Annotated in this window: 13 protein-coding genes and 1 riboswitch; of the genes, 8 read left to right on the top strand and 5 right to left on the bottom strand. The window is 40.5% G+C overall.

Annotated elements, in window-relative coordinates; genetic code table 11:
- Positions 1 to 41 precede the first annotated feature (41 nt).
- From OCK74_RS13815 to OCK74_RS13795, 5 genes are all read right to left on the bottom strand, one after another.
- Positions 42 to 2,327: a glycoside hydrolase family 20 protein gene (locus tag OCK74_RS13815; RefSeq protein WP_279297637.1), complete on the bottom strand. Its 2,286-nt coding sequence runs from the start codon at positions 2,325 to 2,327 to the stop codon at positions 42 to 44.
- Positions 2,328 to 2,382: 55 nt separating this feature from the next.
- The gene (locus OCK74_RS13810; protein WP_279297636.1) at positions 2,383 to 2,772 is read right to left on the bottom strand and encodes a hypothetical protein; all 390 of its coding nucleotides are present in this window, start codon (positions 2,770 to 2,772) and stop codon (positions 2,383 to 2,385) included.
- A gap of 21 nt (positions 2,773 to 2,793) precedes the next feature.
- A complete protein-coding gene (locus OCK74_RS13805) occupies positions 2,794 to 3,507 on the bottom strand; it encodes a pirin family protein (RefSeq protein WP_279297635.1) in 714 nt (237 codons plus the stop codon).
- 330 nt (positions 3,508 to 3,837) lie between these two features.
- The gene (locus OCK74_RS13800; RefSeq protein WP_279297634.1) at positions 3,838 to 5,091 is read right to left on the bottom strand and encodes a homoserine dehydrogenase; all 1,254 of its coding nucleotides are present in this window, start codon (positions 5,089 to 5,091) and stop codon (positions 3,838 to 3,840) included.
- A 122-nt stretch (positions 5,092 to 5,213) separates the two neighbouring features.
- Positions 5,214 to 5,324: riboswitch (SAM riboswitch) on the bottom strand.
- A 113-nt stretch (positions 5,325 to 5,437) separates the two neighbouring features.
- The gene (locus OCK74_RS13795) at positions 5,438 to 6,040 is read right to left on the bottom strand and encodes a trimeric intracellular cation channel family protein (protein WP_279297633.1); all 603 of its coding nucleotides are present in this window, start codon (positions 6,038 to 6,040) and stop codon (positions 5,438 to 5,440) included.
- A gap of 284 nt (positions 6,041 to 6,324) precedes the next feature.
- Here OCK74_RS13795 and OCK74_RS13790 point away from each other — a divergent pair, with 284 nt between their 5' ends.
- The 8 genes from OCK74_RS13790 (at position 6,325) to OCK74_RS13755 (ending at position 20,399) form a co-directional block, all read left to right on the top strand.
- Positions 6,325 to 7,317: an NAD-dependent epimerase/dehydratase family protein gene (locus OCK74_RS13790; protein WP_279297632.1), complete on the top strand. Its 993-nt coding sequence runs from the start codon at positions 6,325 to 6,327 to the stop codon at positions 7,315 to 7,317.
- An 81-nt stretch (positions 7,318 to 7,398) separates the two neighbouring features.
- Positions 7,399 to 8,598 (top strand): glycine C-acetyltransferase, encoded by a 1,200-nt coding sequence (gene kbl, locus OCK74_RS13785; protein ID WP_279297631.1) that lies wholly within the window; start codon positions 7,399 to 7,401, stop codon positions 8,596 to 8,598.
- A gap of 79 nt (positions 8,599 to 8,677) precedes the next feature.
- Positions 8,678 to 9,814, top strand: coding sequence for an alanine dehydrogenase (gene ald / locus OCK74_RS13780; RefSeq protein WP_279297630.1), 1,137 nt, complete (start codon positions 8,678 to 8,680; stop codon positions 9,812 to 9,814).
- 125 nt (positions 9,815 to 9,939) lie between these two features.
- On the top strand, positions 9,940 to 12,699 hold the full coding sequence (locus tag OCK74_RS13775) for an alpha-L-rhamnosidase (protein WP_279297629.1): 2,760 nt from the start codon (positions 9,940 to 9,942) through the stop codon (positions 12,697 to 12,699).
- Between the two features lie 192 nt (positions 12,700 to 12,891).
- Complete coding sequence (locus tag OCK74_RS13770) at positions 12,892 to 13,911, top strand: family 43 glycosylhydrolase (RefSeq protein ID WP_279297628.1); 1,020 nt, start codon at positions 12,892 to 12,894, stop codon at positions 13,909 to 13,911.
- Positions 13,912 to 13,980: 69 nt separating this feature from the next.
- Positions 13,981 to 18,159 carry a two-component regulator propeller domain-containing protein gene (locus OCK74_RS13765; protein ID WP_279297627.1) on the top strand — a complete coding sequence of 1,393 codons (4,179 nt, stop codon included), beginning with the start codon at positions 13,981 to 13,983 and terminating at the stop codon, positions 18,157 to 18,159.
- A gap of 95 nt (positions 18,160 to 18,254) precedes the next feature.
- Positions 18,255 to 19,301, top strand: coding sequence for a glycoside hydrolase family 43 protein (locus OCK74_RS13760; protein ID WP_279297626.1), 1,047 nt, complete (start codon positions 18,255 to 18,257; stop codon positions 19,299 to 19,301).
- Positions 19,302 to 19,343: 42 nt separating this feature from the next.
- Positions 19,344 to 20,399: a UDP-glucose--hexose-1-phosphate uridylyltransferase gene (locus OCK74_RS13755; RefSeq protein WP_279297625.1), complete on the top strand. Its 1,056-nt coding sequence runs from the start codon at positions 19,344 to 19,346 to the stop codon at positions 20,397 to 20,399.
- Positions 20,400 to 20,593 lie beyond the last annotated feature (194 nt).

Below are 20,593 nucleotides of genomic sequence, written 5' to 3'. Positions count from 1 at the left end.
TTTCAAAAGGGAAAAGATGTGTTTCATCATCATACTATAATTTACAAAATTTCTATTTCATCAAGAAATAGCCATGCTTTTTCACCTGCACCTGCTTTGCCTTCAGGAATTTTTCCAAGGTTTTTTATGTCAACCTGGATATAACGAGCAGATGTAGGTAAAATGGTTACCATCAGCTTACCATTTCCACCATTCATTTTGATAAAAGCATCTGAGCTGCCGGCTTTTTTGAAACTCTTGCCATCAGTTGAAATGGATACGTCTATGCTTTGAGGAGGGTATATCCAGCTGCCGGCAGAATATAATGAATGAACAACAATCGTATCAATTTTTTGAGCAGTACCCAGGTCAATGGTTGCTGAAATATCATTTCCATTATAACCAATGAACTCGCGGCTCCGGTTTAATCCTTTATCATTGATAATACCGTCTGTTAAAGTGAAAGCACCGTCTCCAGGGTAATTTTTGGAAGGAGGTTCATTCAATGTTACTTTCTTTCCTGTTGCTTTGTTGAATTGTAATGGAATGGTGACTGAATCCAATAATTTGCCATTTTTATAATAGATGCCTGTTATATGAGATGTTGCATTGATTACAAAAGGTGTCGTATAGTTTTTGGCAGCGCTTTTTCCTGCAATGCGGTACATCAATTTGCCGGTTTTATCCTTGGACTCAAACTTTACCAACACACCCTTATTTCCAGGAGCAGGAAGTAAAGCTGTTTTAATGTCAAAATAGGCATTGCTGTAGTTTGTCTTCCAAAGTTGGTAGCGTAGATATTGTGTTTGCATCCGTCTTTCAAAATCACTCCAGTTCTTTTTAGCTGCTGCTGTCCATAAAACTTCGCTGATTGCGCTCAACCTGGGAAAGATCATATATTCTACCTTACTGGGATACCGCATGTATTCTGTCCAAACATTAGCCTGTGCGCCTAAAATGTATTTAGCCTGATCCTTGTCCAGGACATTGGGGACGGGTTCATAACTATAAACTTTTTCAAGAGGGATATAACCGCCTATAGTAACCGAATCTTCATTTTGTGCCTGGGAATAATCAAAATAGCAATGGCTGCCCGGCGTCATGATGACATAATGATTTTCCTTTGCTGCAGCTATACCTCCACTTTCTCCACGCCAACTCATCACAACTGCTTTAGGGGCGAGTCCGCCTTCTAATATTTCATCCCAACCAATAATGGTGCGGCCTTTACTGTTCACATATTTCTCCATACGGTGAATGAAATAGCTTTGCAACTCATGCTCATCCTTCAAACCTTCAGCCTTGATGCGGGCCTGGCAGAGAGGACACGCCTTCCAATTCGTTTTAGGGGATTCATCGCCTCCAATATGAATGTATTTGGATGGGAAGAGCGAGATTACCTCATCCAGAACATCCTGTAGGAATTGAAAGGTGGAATCTTTTCCTGCACAGTAAATATCATCAAAAACACCCCATGTTTGCTCCACTTTATAAGGCCCTGAACCAGGGCAACCTAACCAGGGGTAAGCCGTCAATGCAGCAGAAGAATGCCCTGGCATTTCTATTTCAGGTATCACTGTAATGTGCCGGTCAGCTGCATATTGAACGATTTCCTTTACTTCTTCCTGTGAATAATAACCTCCATAACGGGTATTGTCATTACCAGTACCAGGGTAGCGGCCTATAATCGTTCCATCGCGCCATGCACCTACTTTCGTCAGTCCGGGGTATTTTTTGATCTCAATGCGCCAGCCCTGGTCTTCTGTAAGATGCCAATGGAAGTAATTCATTTTGTGCAGGGCTATATAGTCAATATATTTCTTAATGAAAGAAACGGGATACATATGCCTGCCAACATCCAGGTGAAGCCCTCTGTAAGCAAACCGTGGTGTGTCCTGGATCGTTAGATGAGGAATGACGAATTTGGAATCAGTTGCTTGGGACTGGGTTTTAGGGACGGGGAGGAGTTGGATAAGGCTTTGAATGCCATAAAAAGTGCCTGGGTAGGTATCCCCTTCAATGGATACTCCCTGGCTGTTAACAGTAAGCTGGTAAGCATCCTTTTCAGGAGCTTTAATAAATTTCCGGGTGGTAAGGCGAATCGAATTTTTTTGTGCTTTATTGGCTAAGCCCAATTTAAAGCCGTAATATTCTTTGAGGTAATCATTAAAGAACTGTGCAGCTTTCCGGTCTTCTTCATCCGGGACAACTAAAGCAGTTTGCCTGTTGAGTTCGAAACTTCCGCTTCCCTTAATGATACTTGCCGGCTGAGGGATTATATTCAAAGATTGCGAAAAGCATAAAGGTGCTGTAAATAAAACAAAGACTAAGGAATAAATCAATCGCATTTCTTCAATTTTCAACCTGAAATTACTCTATAGTTTTGAATGAAGTAAAACATCTTTACGTTGTGCAGGATGCCTCAAAATGACGGAAGTCCTTTTTCAGGTCATCGAATATGCAACGTTGTGTATGTACTGCATCCCGCAATTTAGTATGGTTATCCATTTTGATATTCACGAGGCCGGCGTCTGATAAATCCTTTGCAAATGCTGCCAGTTGTTTTTCTGCCAGGTGAAGGTCATGTTTCAATTCATCGATCACTTCTTTGTGCCGAATGAACTGGTTTTGGAAATGTTCTACCTGTGATGTGATTTCTGTGCTTTTGTGTTTAGAAATAATATTTTCCAAATGTCTTTCATAAAATTTTATTTCCTCTTTGCAAAAGTTCAATTCTGCTATCCATGAATTATATTCAAGATGCAGCTTTGGAATTGTAATTGTCTGAAACATGGCACTGAGTTTTTCTATGTTTTACCATTCCATGGGCACTTCTATTAATAAAAGATCTGATGCTACATTAGCTTTGATGTTTAAAGAATCAACTTCTGTTAATCCAAGTCCATCCCGGCGATTCAAAACGATATTATTGATGGTTACATCCCCTTCTAACAAGAAAGCGTAAACGCCATTGCCATTCTTTTTTATTTCGTAAATAAGTTCAATATCCTGATCAAGTTTGCCCATACTTAGCCATGCATCCTGGTAAATCTGTAAACTTTCTTTATCGCCCATTGGAGCAACGATTGCCAATAGCTTGTTTCTCAATTCATCGGTAGAAAATGATTTCTGTGCATAGCGGGGGAGTACGTTCTGCTTATTGGGGATAATCCAGATTTGAAGGAATTTCACAAGGCTGTCCTGGTTCATGTTTTTTTCAGAATGAGTGATGCCAATGCCTGCACTCATTACCTGGACGTCACCTTGTTTGATAACCTGGCGTGTGCCCATGTTATCTTTATGAACCAATTCACCTTCCAGGGGTATGGATATGATTTCCATATTCTGATGCGGATGCATGCCAAAGCCCATTCCCGGCGCTACTACATCATCATTTAAAACTCTTAATGCGCCAAAGTTCATTCTGGCCGGATCATAATAATCGGCAAAGCTGAAGCTGTGCCAGGAGTCGAGCCAACCATGGTTAGCATGGCCACGGGTGGTTGATTTATGAAGGGAAGGGGTCATGGGTGTAAGTTTTCTATGAACAAAGTTAAGATGAAGTGTTTTTTTCTTAAGGGGAAGGTTGTGAGAACCGGGCTGTTAGATAGAGAGTTGGAGGGCTGTTGGAGCGATGTTGATTGGGAGTAGATACGGAGTACCTATACAGTTAGACCGCAGTAAGGTCTCTATAACATCTCTATAAGGTCTCTAAAAGGTCACTATAAGGTCGGGAAAAATGAAAGGATTCAAGGTTTGGAAATTGAGTATTGGACAAATTATGATCCAATACTCAATGTTTTTTTGCAAAGATTTTTTCTTGTATTTACCTATGGAATAAATTAAATTAAAAATTAATCAGGATACAACTCCGCCCAGTTCCAGGCTTCTCTTTTTAATTTTCCTGATTTCAACGCTTTCTTCAATAGCATCTGGTAAAAGAATCAGCGAGGTATGGTTGAGTTTCCACCAATCACTGTTTTTCAATTCTTTATAATGGATCAGCCCTGTTAAATACTTGCCTTTTCCATCTTCATGAACTTCATCAATGCTCTCAAACTTTTGTTTGGGAATATCTTTCCAATGTTGAAAGCGAACGTAAACTTTCAGGTAATATTCTTCCGTAAGCTCTGCTGGCGCCTGGTGCAGCTTTTTATATTCATATTTGTAATCATATCTTAAAGCGGCAATGTCGCTCAGGACTGCGGAGGCCGTGGGGAAGGAGCCGGCGCCTTTCCCGTAGAAAAACTGCTTATCAGCAAAATGGCTTTCTATTTCAACGCCATTGAATTCATTCCTGACAAAATGCAGGGAATCAGAAGCCTGAACAAACTGGGGTAATACACAGGCCGCTATTTTTCCACTTCTCAATTTCCGGGCTTGTGCCACCAGCTTGATTCCTAAACCCTTTTCACCTGCAACCTTGGCATCCTGTGCGGAAATATTTTGGATACCATTAAAGAGCAGATGGTCTGTAGAAGTAATGATCCCATAAGCATGCATCAATAAAATACAGCATTTGTGGGCAGCATCCCAGCCCTGAACATCAAGTGTTGGATCTTTTTCAGCAAATCCCAGGGATTGTGCGGAAAGTAAGGCTTCAGGGAAAGTAAGCTTGTCTTCAAACATCCTGGTCAGGATATAATTGGTTGAACCATTTACAATGGCACGGATACCATGAAGAAGGTCATTATCGTAATATTCCTCCAGATTACGGATCACCGGAATGGAAGCGCAGGCCGCCGCTTCATATAAAAAGGGCAGATCTACCTGTCTCTGCAGTTCAAGGAGTTTGGTGAGATGTTCGGCGATCATTTTTTTACTGGCACTTACCACAGCCTTTCCGTTCAAAAAAGCAGTGGAAGCAATATGAAAAGCCGCATCTGCTTCATTGATCACTTCAACAATCACATTAATTTCAGGATCATATAATAATTCATCCCTATCCGTAGTAAATAAACTGGCGGGAGCAGCCCTTTTTTTACCCGGGTCTTTGATACATATTTTTTTTATAGTTGCCTGCAGGGTAGGAGTTTGCTGCAATGCTTTATACAGGCCTTCGCCAACAACGCCAAATCCGAAAAGGCCAATAACCAGTTTTTTGTTATTCATCTCTTTGCTTTTGATATTTTATAACACTTACCAAAAAGGATGTTTAAAGGAAAAAAAAAGCTCTTCCGGGATAAGGGGAAGAGCTTCGAATATTTTAGAGAGATTTCGTTAGGCTTTGATCCCACTTATCTTTCATGATTTTTTTACCATGATGGAGTTGGCACCTTTTCTCAAAACGAGAGAGGTTGTCAAGGCTTCAAAGGGCCATTTCCCTCAGCCTTTCTTGATAAGGATGTTTTTAAGAACTGCGGCAAAGATAATGGAAATGTTTACATATTTATAATGATTAAAATTTTATGAATTGCAAAAACTATGGTAAAGATTTAAAGGTTAAGTATTACAGGATTTAAATTTCAGGAAGATTGATCTGTTTCCATTTCGAAATGTACCTGATGAAAACTATTAAAGCCACACAAATTATCATGCGAATATTGGGGTCGGGAAGGAGATGATTTAAGGAGAGGTAAACAGTTCCCCCAATTGCAGATGCTGTAGCATACAATTCTCCTTTCTTGAGCAGGGATGGCGTTTTATTGCTGATGATATCAGCTACGAGCCCTCCAAAAGTGGATGAAATAACTCCCATCAAGACTGCGTAAACATTATTGATATGATTGTCAAGACTTATTTCTATGCCCCCGATGGTAAACAAGCCTAAGCCAATGGCATCTGTTAAAAAAAAGATGCGGTGAAACTTACGAATGTTTCTTTTCAATAAAAAAGCTATAAAAGTGGCTAAAAATATCAGGAGGAAAGCTAAATAATCATTCATCCATCCAATCGGATACCTGCCTATCAATACATCTCTTACAGTTCCACCTCCGTAAGCAGTAGCAAAGGCCATGACAAAAGCGCCAAATATATCCATAGAACTTGACCTTGCTTTGAGTGCACCTGTAAGACCAAATACAAAAATCCCGATATACAATATTACATCAATAAAATTCATATGTATTGTGACCATTATAACTAAATAAGTATTTGTTTAGGTTGAAAGTCAAAGTAATCCAGGTATGAATGCCGCTAATAAATCTTGTCTCACTTAAACAATGATCTTAACAACCATTTATGGAATAAGGAACAAAAAAAAGGTATTTATTCTTTTCTTTTGCCGATGCCCGCAGTATCAATCTGTTTTCAGACAGATCAAACGATTGCACACTGTTTTCATACTTTTAAATATTTACTTTTGGATAAGTGCTTCACACACACATAATTGCTCAACATTAAAATATGGTAAAAGAGAAAATTTTAGTGATTGGTGCCTCCGGACAAATAGGAGTAGAACTGACACTAGCCTTAAGAAAGATGTATGGATCAAGCGCAGTAATTGCCTCTGACTTAAGAGAAGAAAATGAATTATTAAAAGGTACAGGTCCTTATGTATCCTTAGATGTGATGAATAAGGAAATGCTTCATGTGCAGGTAATCAGGCAAGGCATCACTCAAATATACTTACTGGCAGCCATGCTCTCTGCAACGGGTGAAAAAAATCCTGCACTTGCATGGCATCTGAATATGCAAAGCCTTCTGAACGTTCTGGACATTGCAAGAGAAGAGAAATTGAGTAAGGTGTATTGGCCAAGCAGTATCGCCGTTTTTGGGCCAACATCACCCAAACAGGCTTGTCCTCAGCAAACAATCATTGAACCCATTACCGTGTATGGTATTTCAAAATATGCGGGTGAGTTCTGGTGCAATTATTATTTCAACAAGTATAACGTAGATGTCCGGAGCATTAGATATCCTGGCTTGATCAGTTATAAATCATCACCTGGCGGTGGTACCACTGATTATGCTGTGGAAATATTTCATGAAGCATTGGAAGAGAAAAAGTATACCTGCTTTTTAGAGCCAGGTACCAGTTTGCCAATGATGTACATGCCAGATGCGATCAGGGCTACAATCGAATTAATGGAAGCGCCAGCTGAAGAAATCAAAATCCGTACATCGTATAACCTGGCGGCAATGAGTTTTTCTCCTGAGGAGATTGCTGCAGAAATCAAGCGTCATATACCTGAATTTACTATGGAATATGCGCCTGATTACAGGCAGGATATTGCGAATAGCTGGCCGAAGAGCATTGATGATTCGAAAGCAAGAGCCGATTGGGGATGGAAACATGAATATGATCTGAAACGGATGACTGAGGACATGCTTTACAATTTGTCAAAAGTGAAACAAGAAACGTCAGACGTAAATGCTGAATGGTCAATGGTAAAGTAGGCCTGGTGTATTTGTAATGGTATTTAATGGAAGTTAGTAATTGATTTGGGAAAATTATTTCTATAAAATAATTATTAAGTTATGAATGAAAAATTTGTTACACGCATACAATCTGAAATAGAAGAAATCAAAAAATCCGGATTATATAAATCTGAACGCATCATATCATCCCCGCAGGGAGCAGAAATAGAGGTTGGAGGAAAAACTGTTCTCAATTTCTGTGCAAACAATTACCTGGGGCTTTCTTCACATCCAGCTGTAATTGAAGCTGCACATAAAACCATTGATGAACGCGGCTATGGAATGAGTTCTGTCCGCTTTATTTGCGGTACGCAGGATATTCATAAAGAACTGGAAGAGAAGATGTCGCAATTCCTGGGCACTGAAGATACAATCTTATATGCTGCGGCCTTCGATGCCAATGGTGGTGTGTTTGAACCGCTGTTTAATGAGCAGGATGCGATCATTTCAGACGCGCTGAACCATGCTTCCATTATTGATGGTGTGCGTTTGTGTAAGGCACAGCGTTATCGCTATGAGCACAATAACATGCAGGACCTGGAAAACAAGCTCCAGGAAGCTTCAAATGCCCGTAGCCGCATTATTGTAACAGATGGTGCTTTCAGTATGGATGGTACGATTGCCCAACTGGATACCATATGTGACTTAGCGGATAAATATGATGCCATCGTGATGATTGATGAGAGTCATGCTTCCGGTTTTTTAGGTAAAACAGGAAGAGGGACCCATGAATACCGTGGTGTGATGGGTCGTATTGATATCATTACTGGGACAATGGGTAAGGCTTTAGGTGGCGCCAGTGGTGGGTTCACCAGCGGACGGAAAGAGATCATTGATATGTTACGCCAGAAAAGCCGTCCTTATTTATTCTCGAACAGTTTGGCGCCATCCATTGTGGGAGCTTCCATTGCTGTTTTAGATATGCTGAGCGAGACTACAGAATTGCGCGACAAGCTGGAGCAAAATACAAAATACTTCCGCAGCAAAATGACTGAGGCTGGTTTTGACATTAAGCCAGGTGAACATCCGATTGTTCCCATTATGCTTTATGATGCTGTGCTGGCCGCCACTTTTGCTACCCGCTTGTTGGAAGAGGGAATTTATGTGATCGGCTTTTTCTTCCCTGTAGTTCCCAAAGGACAGGCGCGCATCAGGGTGCAGTTAAGTGCAGCACATGAACAACACCACCTGGATAAGGCTATTGAAGCTTTTACAAGGATCGGCAAGGAATTGGGTGTGGTTGGTAAGCAAATAGCTTAAATGATTAGGACCAGGCATGATTAGTTCACCTTCCTGGTCTTCCAAATAGTACATTATTTTTAATTACAAATCGAATCACATGAGAATAGGAGTACCTAAAGAGGTAAAGAACAATGAAAACAGGGTTGCGATGACACCGGCAGGTGTGGTACAGCTTGTTAAATTTGGCCATGAAGTATTCATCCAAAAAAGTGCAGGTCTTGGTTCCGGTTTCCGGGATGAAGAATATCAGCAAGCTGGTGCTACGCTTGTCGATACCGCTGCAGAAGCCTGGGATAATGACATGGTGATGAAGGTGAAAGAGCCAATTGCTTCAGAATATGGTTATTTCCGTGAAGGCCTGATCCTGTTTACTTACCTGCATCTTGCACCGGAGCCAGAATTGACAAAGGCATTAACAGAGAATAAGGTTGTAGGTATCGCCTATGAAACTGTTCAACTACCCAACGGATCACTGCCTTTATTGACACCTATGAGTGAAGTGGCTGGAAGAATGTCAGCTCAATTGGGAGCACAGTTTTTACAAAAACCAGATGGAGGGAAAGGGGTTCTCCTGGGTGGAGTGCCAGGTGTAAAACGTGGTAGGGTAACCATCATCGGCGGTGGTGTAGCTGGTACAAATGCATTAAAAATTGCTGTGGGCCTCGGTGCTGATGTTACCATCCTGGACGTTAATTCTGAAAGGCTCCGTGAGCTGGATGATATTTTTGGAAACCAGATAACTACTTTAATGTCCAGTCCGTACAACATTGCGCAATCAGTGAAAGAATCTGACCTTGTTATAGGGGCTGTGTTGATTCCGGGAGCGAAAGCTCCAAAGCTGGTAAATGAAGAAATGGTAAAAACTATGGAGCCTGGTTCTGTTATTGTTGATATCGCAATTGACCAGGGCGGTAGCTTTGAAACTACAGACCGGATTACTACCCATGATGATCCCACCTATGTAAAACATAATGTAGTTCATTATGCTGTAGCGAATATGCCGGGTGCTGTTCCCAGGACATCTACCATTGCATTGACCAATGTTACAGTGCCTTATGCTGTACAGATCGCTAATAAAGGCTTCCGTGCCGCTTGCCGGGAAAATGAAGCTTTATGTAAAGGTCTCAATACATTAGACGGGTATGTTACTTATAAAGCCGTGGCTGAAGCACAAGGTTTGGAGTTTGTTGATGCATCATATATTTTGAGTAAGGTGAAGTTTAGCTATCAATAAATTTCTAAATTTTTCTAAAGCCGCATTCTATAGGCATTTCTGTACCTATAGAATGCGGCTTTTTTTGTTCACCTTACAATAAAAAAGATTTATGATTATCTTGTTGGCAATTCTAATTTGCCATTATGAAAAGATTGATCGCCCTTTACATCCTAATGCAGTTCTTCAGCATGATAAGTCTGGCACAAGTGAAGGTAGAGCACCTGAAAACGGAAAACAGGGATAATCCAATTGGTTTGGATGTTGTGCTGCCCCGTTTTAGCTGGCAACTCAATTCCGTAAAAAGAAATGTGCTGCAAGCAGCTTATGAAATTCGCCTGGGTCATGAATCTTCTTTATCAAAAGAATCCGGTTTGGATTGGCAAACAGGCAAAGTCGCTTCAGATTCTTCAGTTCATGTAGTTTATAAAGGTAGTCCACTACAATCGGGAAAACGCTATTTCTGGCAGGTAAGGGTTTGGGATAATGCTGGTAAAGCATCTGACTGGAGTAAACCAGCTTTTTTCCAGATGGCACTATTGAATCCTTCCGATTGGAAGGCTAAATGGATTGAACCAGGGTTTGTAGAGGATTCAGTACTAAGGCCCAGCCCGATTTTCCGGAAGGAGTTTTCTACCTCCAGGAAAATTTCAAGGGCAACGGCTTATATCACTGCACATGGTTTGTATGAAGCTCAAATAAATGGCAAAAGGGTAGGAGATGCCTACCTGACACCTGGGTGGACTTCATATAACAAACGGCTCCAGTACCAGGTGTATGATGTAGCGGACCTGCTTCAACAGGGAGCCAATGCAGTGGGCGTAACATTAGGTAGTGGGTGGTACCGAGGTTTTTTAGCATGGGGTGGTAATAAAAATTCATATGGGAAAGATGCTGCACTACTCTTTCAGCTCCAGATCAGCTATAATGATGGAACATCCGAGACAATTATTTCCGATGAAAGCTGGAAGTCATCAACAGGAGCCATCCGTTTTTCAGAGATCTATCATGGCGAGACCATTGATGCCCGGCAGGAAAAAAAAGGATGGGCCACAGCAGGATATAACGATAAAGAATGGTCGGGTGTAAAGGTTGTGAACCATCCTATGAATGTACTGGTGGCAACTTTTAATGAGCCCATTCAGAAGCATGAGACCTTTAAACCCATTAAAATTTTCACAACCCCCAAAGGAGAACAGGTTATTGATTTTGGTCAGAACCTGGTAGGCTGGGTTATTGTCAAAGCAAGGGGTAAAAGTGGTGACACCATCAAGATCAATCATGCTGAAGTATTGGATAAAAAGGGCAACTTTTATACAGAGAACCTGAGGGCCGCTAAATCTGAAGGAAACTACATTCTGAAGGGAGAGGGAGATGAAGTTTTTGAGCCTCATTTTACATTTCATGGCTTTCGCTATATCAAAGTGACTGGGTATCCCGGTGAACTGAAGCCGGAAGATTTTACGGCTATTGCCCTGTATTCTGCCATGCAGCCTACAGGTAGCTTTACTTCTTCAAATCCACTCATCAACCAATTGCAGCATAATATTGAATGGGGCCAGAAAGGCAACTTCCTGGATGTTCCAACGGATTGTCCACAAAGAGACGAACGCCTGGGTTGGACCGGTGATGCCCAGGTATTCTCCCGTACAGCCTCTTTCAATATGGATGTCAATAATTTCTTTGCCAAATGGCTCAAAGATGTGGCAGCAGACCAATTGCCTAATGGTAGTGTACCATTTGTTATTCCAAATGTACTGGGACCTGGAAGTAGTGGTTCAGCCGGCTGGGCAGATGTTGCTACCATTGTTCCTTGGAATATGTACCTGGCCTATGGTGACAAACGATTGCTGGAAGAGCAATACCCCAGCATGAAAGCCTGGGTGCGGTATATGACCGATTCCAGCAGAAATTACTTGTGGAACAAAGGATTTCATTTTGGAGACTGGCTTTCCTTTATGGTGGATAATGACCTGGGAGGGAGAACTGCAATTACTGATAAATACCTGATCTCCCAATGTTTTTATGCCCATTCCACCCAGTTGCTGATCAATGCCGCGAAAGTATTGGGCAAAATGGAGGATGTTTCAAAATACACAGCATTGCTGCAAAACATCAAAGACGCTTTTGTAAAGGAATACGTTACCCCTAATGGCCGGATGGTGTCCGGCACACAAACTGCCTATGTTTTGGCGCTCCATTTTGATATGCTGCCTGAAAACCTGAGGCAGCAGGCTGCGGATAGATTGGTCGACAACATCAGGAGCTACGGTAATCATATATCAACAGGTTTCCTGGGCACACCTTACATCTGTCATGTACTTAGTAGATATGGTAAAACAGACGTTGCTTATAATTTGTTGTTGCAGGAAACATTTCCTTCATGGCTATACCCGGTAAAAAGGGGAGCCACCACCATCTGGGAGCGTTGGAATGGTATCAGACCAGACAGTACTTTTGAGCCGGCTTCTATGAATTCATTTAACCACTATGCCTATGGTGCCATTGGTGAATGGATGTACCAGGTGATGGCAGGGATAGATACTGATAATGAGGGTGTCGGTTATAAAAAGATCCGTATCAAGCCACAGGCAGGAGCTGGGTTTACGAATGTTGATGCAAGCCTGCAGACCAGGTATGGTTTGTTGAGATCTGCCTGGAAGGTAGAAAATGGCAAGTTTGTGTTGGATGTTGAAATACCTGCCAATACAACAGCGGTTATATATATCCAGGCAGAAAAACCTGAATTGGTCAGGGAGAGTGGAAAAGCATTGGCAACTTTGAATCAGAATGGTAAAGTTGAAATGGAACAGGGGTATGCGGTCATCAAAGTCGGATCCGGGAAGTATCAATTTACTACGGATTGGAAAAATGAACTGGCATTGAATTCTTCTTCCAATAAATAATACAAATCATCAGCGGGGCTCTGGACCCGCTGATCTATCTTAATTTAATTTTAATGCAAGGCTGTGATTCTGTAGCAAATTACCAAAATGCCCCCTTTTAATAAGGATTACCCCCTCTTATTTCCTTGCTAATGTTGTTAATTTGCCCCCTCAAAAGCAAATAGAAGGTCTATTTGAAAAATTGTCTTGCACATGAAAGCCATTAAAATCATCATTTGCTACATTTTCGTAACATCCTCTGTTTTTGGTCAGAAACGGCAAATAGATACGCTCAACGCTCCTCCTGCTGTATTGCCTGGTGTCTTTGCAGATCCTCATATTGCTGCATTAAATAATAAGTTTTATATCTATCCAACAACAGATGGTACCGTGGGTTGGATGTCTACCTATTTCACTTGCTGGTCGTCTCCCGACTTGGTGAACTGGAAGAACGAAGGCGTCATATTAGACCTGCCAAAAGATCTTAGTTGGGCTAAAGAAAGGGCGTGGGCGCCAGCCATAGCAGAGAAGGGTGGCAAATATTATTATTACTATTCAGCTGATGTAAACATTGGGGTAGCTGTCTCAGACAAGCCAACTGGTCCTTTTAAGGATCCACTGGGGAAGCCCCTTGTGGCAAAAGGCAGCAGAAGAGGACAAATGATTGATCCAATGGTATTTGTAGATGATGATGGAGCTGCTTATTTATATTTTGGCCAGGGACAGTGTAATGTGGTGAAGTTGAATGATGATATGATCTCTTATGATTCCACTAAAATGATCTCCTTCAAGCCTGATGGTTATAATGAGGGATCATTTGTTTTTAAGAGAAATGGGAAATATTACCTGATGTGGTCCGAGTATGACACAAGAGATCCACGCTATTCTGTAGCTTATGCTGTTGCTGACGCTCCAATGGGACCGTTTACCAAGGCCACTTTGAATCCTATATTAAAAGGTAAAGGCGTAGTGAAAGGAGCAGGACATCATTCGGTAGTGAAAGTTCCGGGCAAGGATGAATGGTATATTGTTTACCACCGTTTTAAAATCCCGGATGGTAATGGATATAACCGGGAAACCTGTATTTCGCCTATGAGGTTTGACAAGGAGGGGAATATTTTGCCGGTAGACGTTTTTGAAAGGGTAAAGCCGGTCACAATTAGAGTGAAGAAAAACAAAATGGCAATGTCTGCATTGAATAAGAATGATCATAAAACAGTGAAGAATAATTAATTCTAAAATTACTAAGCTTCGTTGTTTTTCTTAGGAGTGGCGGGGCTTAGGCTTACGATAACTGGATGTATGAGAATTGAATGTAAGGTATATGTTGTTGTCTTTATCATCATTCAGCTTCTTTATACAGGTAATTTACAGGCAACGGATCATCCACCAATTTCTTACCTGGGAATTGAACGTGGGCTATCCAACAATTCAGTAAGATCCATTTACCAGGATCATAACGGTTTTATGTGGTTTGGTACTTATGATGGTCTGAACCGATTTGACGGTTATGAGTTTAAAGTTTTTAGAAATAAGCTCGGTGATACCAGTTCTCTACCTCATAATTATATATACACGATCAGTGAAGACACTCAAAATAATTTATGGATAGGTACAGGCCAGGGGATAGGAATTTATAATCAACTCACTTCCAGGTTTAAGCCTGCCTATTTTTTACCTTATGGTAGCAGGAAAGAGGAAAAGATCACATGGTCAGTCAATTCAATAAAGACGGACACGAAGGGAAACGTATTAATCGGGACTGATGGGCGGGGATTGATCATTCGTTATAAGAATTCCGACATAGCTGTACAGATCCCCTGTAATTATATACAAGGAAAATCATACTATTCTGTTCAGTCCATAAAAATTGATAAAAAACAGCGCACATGGTTATTTATCAGGGACGTTGGTTTATGTTTATTGGATAACAGTTCCCATCAAATGCGACTGGTCAATAATTCATTGGTTACATCCAATTGCATGGAGTCTGATGACCAGGATAACCTTTGGATAGGAACAGCTAATGGAGTATACAAGTACTCTATCGCATCGAACTCCCTGGTTAAGCTTTATAATGAAGAATCAAAGAAACTCACTTCAGATATGATTGCCAGCCTTTATTATGATCAACAACATAAACTATGGATTGGCACAGAAGGGGGAGGAGTTAATATTCTGAACACCAAAACTGAAGAGATCAATTACCTTTTACTCGGAGCAAACAAAAATGAATCTTCCAGGGAATCTGTATTTACCATTTATGAGGATAGAGAATCCCGGAAATGGATGGGTACGCTGAATGATGGGATCATTAAAATTGAAGCTCACAACAACAAATTCCAAACAATTGCACATGATCCATTAAACACCAACAGCCTGGTCAATAATTTTGTTTATTCATTTTATGAAGATGCTGACAAAAACCTATGGATTGGAACGGATGGTGGCGGGTTTAGTATTTGGAACCGGAAACAAAATAGATTTGACAATTTCAAATATGAACCTGGCAATCCTTATTCGTTGAGTAATAATTTGGTTAGCTGCATCAGGAAAGACTACCTAAATGATATCTGGATTGCCACTTACGGTGGCGGGATCAATAAATTCAATAAGGCTACAGGAACGTTTAAGCATTATAAATGCATTAATGATGTTACTGGAACAGAGAATAAAGTAGCAAAACTAATTTATGAAGACCGGGATAAGGATCTTTGGGTAACTACCTTTCGCCAGGGAAAGTTGTATCGCTTCAACAGGGAACAGGATCGATTCGAAGTTTTTGATCAGCAACTTAATGACCTGGTCTCCTTAACTGAAGACAGATACGGGACCATGTGGGCCGGTAATCCAAGTCAATTGATCAAAATTGATAAACATGGTAAAAAACTTACCTACTTTGATTTAGGAAAGCCTGTCCGCGCAATATTTGAGGATAGGGGCGGAAATTTCTGGGTAGGAACGGAAGGCGGAGGATTGATTTTATTTGACAGGCAACAAGGCAAAATCAGTGTAAGGTATTCAGATGCAAATGGATTGAGTAATAATGCAGTGCTCAGCATACTGGAAGACAATAAAGGATATTTGTGGTTGAGTACCTTTAACGGACTTTCCCAATTTGATCCTGTGCGTAAAACTTTTAAGAACTATTTCCAGGATGATGGGTTACAGAGTAACCAGTTTGTATACAATGCAGCTTACCGGTTACAGTCAGGGGAATTTGTTTTTGGTGGCATTAAGGGCTTTAACATCTTTTACCCGGATAGCATCACTACCCGTCAAGGAACTCCTACTGTAAAGATCACTGGTTTACGCATCAACAATTTACCAACAGCATTGGAAAGCCGGTATGTTACTAAGGTCCGTGGTGATCAAATGGAGACACTGACAATTCCTTTTCATGAGGCGGTGCTTTCTATTGACTTTGCAGCCCTGGAATATACGGCACCCAGGAAAATTTCTTATGCCTATTACCTGGAAGGCTGGGATAAAGATTGGAATTATTCCGGAAGATTACGAACAGCAAATTACACGCATCTCAGCGAAGGAACATACTTGCTGCGCATCAAATCCACCAACGCAGACGGAATATGGAACCCGCAGGAGGTAAAGCTACAAATCATTGTCTTGCCTCCCTGGTACAGGAGTTGGTGGGCATATGTAATCTATTTGATTTTGGCAGGCGTTGCCATTTACAAATACCTGCAATACAGGACAAGGCAGGCAAAGCTTGCATTTGAAATGAGTCTTGCCAAACTGAATGCAGAAAAGACGCAAGCGCAATATTTGAAAGAAAAAGCTGAGCGGGAAACAGAACGCATCATTATTGAAAGAGATAAGGAAATCAATGCAAAAAGGCTTTCGTTCTTTACGAATATTTCACACGAGTTCAGAACGCCCTTGACCTTGATCATTAATCCTTTAAAAGACATCATCGATAAAAATGTTCAGGGTAAAACAGCTGATATAAATGAATTAAACATTGTTTATCGGAATGCACGTCGATTGCATAGTTTGGTTGACCAATTGCTGCTTTTCAGAAAAGCTGATGAAGGCGCTGACCAGTTGAAAATTTCACGTTTGAATTTTTGTAGTTTATGCAATGAAGTTTACCTGGCTTTTGTTCATCAGGCAAAAGCATTAAATATTAAATATGAATTTGATTGTCCCTATGAAACTTTAGAAGTGTATGGTGATCGTGAGAAACTTGAGATCATTCTCTATAACCTGATTTCAAATGCCTTGAAATATACACCTCATGGAGGAAAAGTAGTTTTAAAAATAACAGAAGGGGATAGCACCATTGATGTAGCTGTATCAGATAATGGTTATGGCATACCTAAAGAAACTGGTGACAAATTATTTGAAAGATTTTACCAGGTGCAACAAAAAGGAGTTCCTTCCAAATCGGGATTTGGCATTGGTCTTTACCTGGTTAAAAATTTTATTGATCATCATAAAGGGAAGATATGTTACTACAGTGAGCAAGGTGAAGGAACTACATTTTATATTCAACTTCAGAAAGGGAAGGAGCACTTACGTGAATTACCCATTCATGAAGAAACAATCCATAATACTGCATTCCTGAAGGAATTAGTTGAAGGAGGGGAAACTCTTAAAGAGAATAATACTTCGAATGAGCGTAAGACTGAATTCGAACCTTTAATTAATGAAAATAAATCTCTGTTGGTAGCAGATGACGATGAGCAGATAAGTCAATACATAGCGAAGGTTTTTAATGATTTTACTGTTTATCAGGCGCGTAATGGAGAAGAAGCATTCAGGCTTGCAAGTCAGCATATTCCAGATATTATCATCAGTGATGTGAATATGGATGGTATGAATGGAATTGACTTATGTCGAACAATTAAGGAAGATCCTTCATTAAGCCATATACCAGTCATATTATTAACAGGCAGCTCATCATCTGAAATAAAACTTATGGGCGTTGAAGGTGGTGCGGACGACTATATCACGAAACCATTTGAAAAAGAATTATTGTTAGCAAGGGTGGCAAACTTGTTAAAGAGTAAAAATAATCTTCAGAAATATTTTTACAATGAAGTCACACTTCAAAAAAATACTTTGAAAATATCTGTAGAATATAAAGAGTTTTTAGAAAGATGTATTGCCATAGTGGAACATAATATCGATAATAATAATTTCAATATTAAAATATTAGCGACAGAATTAGGAATGAGCCACTCCAATCTTTATAAGAAGGTTAAATCGATTTCCGGGCAATCTGTAAATGCTTTCATCCGGTTCATTCGTTTGAGGAAGGCTGCAGAAATTCTGATCAATACAAACCATAACGTGAATGAAACTGCTGCCGAAGTTGGGTTCAATGATCTTAAATATTTCAGGGAACAATTTTCCAAATTATTTGGTATGAATCCTTCAGAATATATTAAAAAGTACCGTAAGGTTTTTGGAAAATCTTACACATTGAATGAAGATGGACATAAAATGGAAAACTAAATCGAATACAATTAAAATCGATTTGTTTTTACTAAAAGCAAATCAAGATCATATTTGTTTATAATGCAAGTTTAATAATATTGTAATTTATTTCAATGAAGGCGATTAATTTGATCATTTTGTTGCTGCTTGTTTGCCCATTTACACCATGGGCACAGGGCAATGGAGAAAAAAAGAAGCAGAAGCATGCTATTTACAAGGCTAAAAAACAAAAGTATTCAGCTTATTTATTTGCCTATTTCACAGGTAATAAAATTAGTGAAGAAGCCATTCGTTTCGCTTTGAGTTATGACGGCTATCATTATAAAGCTTTAAACAATAACAACCCGGTGATTTCATCCGGAGCAATCAGCTCTACCGGTGGAGTGCGCGATCCTCATATTATACGCGGAGAGGATGGAAAAACCTTTTACATGGTAGCGACTGATATGGTTTCGGCTAATGGGTGGAGTTCTAACAGGGCAATGGTGCTTTTAAAATCCACAGATCTTATCAACTGGACATCCAATGTTGTTAATATACAAAAGCAGTTCCCGGGAAATGAGGAATTATTACGGGTTTGGGCGCCTCAAACCATTTATGATCCACATGCGGGTAAGTATATGATCTACTGGTCAATGAAACATGGTAAGGATCCGGATAAAATTTATTATGCCTACGCCAACAAAGATTTTACAGCCCTGGAAACGATCCCTAAGCAACTTTTTTTCAGTCCTACAAATGGCGCTTGTATAGATGGTGATATTATTAGTAAGGGTGGTAAATATTATTTATTCTTTAAAACCGAAGGTGAAGGGGCTGGCATTAAGATCGCTGTTTCCAATCAACTGACCGAAGGTTATGTATTACAAGATCGTTATGTGCAGCAAACAAAAGATCCCGTGGAAGGTTCAGGCGTTTTTAAACTAAATAATGGAGATGATTATATACTGATGTATGATGTGTATACCAAGGGCAAATACCAGTTTACCAAAAGTAGTGATCTTCAGAATTTTGCTGTCATAGATGAGGAAATGACCATGGATTTTCATCCCCGCCATGGTACTGTGATGCCAATTACAGCCAAAGAAGCTGAATTATTGCAGGAAAAATGGGGCAAAATTGATTTTAGCGCACAAACCGCCAAGTCAGTCAATAAATAACAATAAACTTTACTTATTAATTAAACCCGGAAAATATCACAAATGTTTGATTTACATGAGCATCCGCATACACGTTTGAACTTGTTGACAGGTGACTGGATCTTAGTCTCTCCGCATAGAACCAAACGGCCCTGGCAAGGAAAAGTTGAGACCCTTCCCCCGGATAACCGTCCCTCTTATGACCCCAAATGCTACCTGTGCCCTGGCAATGAACGTGCTGATGGCAGCATCAATCCAGTTTACAAAGACTCTTTTGTCTTTACTAATGACTTTTCTGCCTTACTTTACGATACACCGCATGGCGAGATCAACATCGACGATCTGCTCAAAGCTCAAAGTGAAAAAGGCATTTGCAGGGTGATCTCCTTTTCACCGGATCACTCCCTGACCCTGCCTTTGTTGAGTGTAGAAGGTATTGAAAAAGTAATCGAGCTGTGGCAGAAAGAATTTAAGGACTTATCCTCAGATCCCTCTATCCGCTACATCCAGATTTTTGAGAACAAAGGTGAGATCATGGGCTGTTCCAATCCTCATCCTCATGGACAGATCTGGGCCTCTTCCTCTCTGCCCCTCGAACTGGTGAAAGAAACCAGGGAGCAAAAGAAATACTGGGAAGAGAAGGGCAGGAGCCTGCTTTCAGATTACATCCAATTAGAGTTAAAGCAAAAAGAAAGACTCGTGCTGGAGAACGAGCACTTTGTAGCTTTGGTGCCTTTCTGGGCGGTATGGCCATATGAGACCATGATTGTCTCCAAACGCCATTTGCAAAACATCCTGCAGTTCACGGATGAAGAGAAGACCGCCTTTGCTGATATATTGAAGAAACTAACGGCCAAGTACGACAACCTATTTGAGATCTCTTTTCCTTACTCTGCCGGCATGCACCAGGCGCCTGTGAATGACGAGGAGCATCCTGAGTGGCACTGGCACATGCACTTTTATCCTCCCTTGTTGCGTTCAGCTACGGTGAAAAAGTTCATGGTGGGCTATGAAATGCTGGCCAATCCACAAAGGGACGTAACAGCAGAATGGGCTGCCGAACGTTTAAGGAGCTTAAGCGAGGTGCACTATAAAGAGAAGGTAAGCCAGGCTAAATAGAACTGGCAAAACAAATAGAATGATGGAATAATTAGATACATGGTGTTCAAGAAAAGAACACCATTTCTTTTTAAGTAAAAAGGGGGGTGATTTCTAAAATTTTTATGAAATCGTCCCCCTTTTTATGAGAATACCCCCCTTAAACGACTGGATTATTGCTTCTATTTTCGTTCGGTTGTTAAGAAAATCAAGAT

The organism is Paraflavisolibacter caeni, from assembly GCF_025628885.1.
In the GTDB taxonomy this organism is placed as follows: Bacteria; Bacteroidota; Bacteroidia; order Chitinophagales; family Chitinophagaceae; genus Flavisolibacter; species Flavisolibacter caeni.
Note: the sequence above shows the minus strand (reverse complement) of the source record. Positions and strands in the feature narration are given on the sequence as shown.

Excerpts from the sequence above, each read along its gene's own strand:
- OCK74_RS13815 (WP_279297637.1), bottom strand. The coding sequence starts at position 2,327 with ATGCGATTGATTTATTCCTTAGTCTTTGTTTTATTTACAGCACCTTTA.
- OCK74_RS13810 (WP_279297636.1), bottom strand. The coding sequence starts at position 2,772 with ATGTTTCAGACAATTACAATTCCAAAGCTGCATCTTGAATATAATTCA.
- OCK74_RS13805 (WP_279297635.1), bottom strand. The coding sequence starts at position 3,507 with ATGACCCCTTCCCTTCATAAATCAACCACCCGTGGCCATGCTAACCAT.
- OCK74_RS13800 (WP_279297634.1), bottom strand. The coding sequence starts at position 5,091 with ATGAATAACAAAAAACTGGTTATTGGCCTTTTCGGATTTGGCGTTGTT.
- OCK74_RS13795 (WP_279297633.1), bottom strand. The coding sequence starts at position 6,040 with ATGAATTTTATTGATGTAATATTGTATATCGGGATTTTTGTATTTGGT.
- OCK74_RS13790 (WP_279297632.1), top strand. The coding sequence starts at position 6,325 with ATGGTAAAAGAGAAAATTTTAGTGATTGGTGCCTCCGGACAAATAGGA.
- kbl (WP_279297631.1), top strand. The coding sequence starts at position 7,399 with ATGAATGAAAAATTTGTTACACGCATACAATCTGAAATAGAAGAAATC.
- ald (WP_279297630.1), top strand. The coding sequence starts at position 8,678 with ATGAGAATAGGAGTACCTAAAGAGGTAAAGAACAATGAAAACAGGGTT.
- OCK74_RS13775 (WP_279297629.1), top strand. The coding sequence starts at position 9,940 with ATGAAAAGATTGATCGCCCTTTACATCCTAATGCAGTTCTTCAGCATG.
- OCK74_RS13770 (WP_279297628.1), top strand. The coding sequence starts at position 12,892 with ATGAAAGCCATTAAAATCATCATTTGCTACATTTTCGTAACATCCTCT.
- OCK74_RS13765 (WP_279297627.1), top strand. The coding sequence starts at position 13,981 with ATGAGAATTGAATGTAAGGTATATGTTGTTGTCTTTATCATCATTCAG.
- OCK74_RS13760 (WP_279297626.1), top strand. The coding sequence starts at position 18,255 with ATGAAGGCGATTAATTTGATCATTTTGTTGCTGCTTGTTTGCCCATTT.
- OCK74_RS13755 (WP_279297625.1), top strand. The coding sequence starts at position 19,344 with ATGTTTGATTTACATGAGCATCCGCATACACGTTTGAACTTGTTGACA.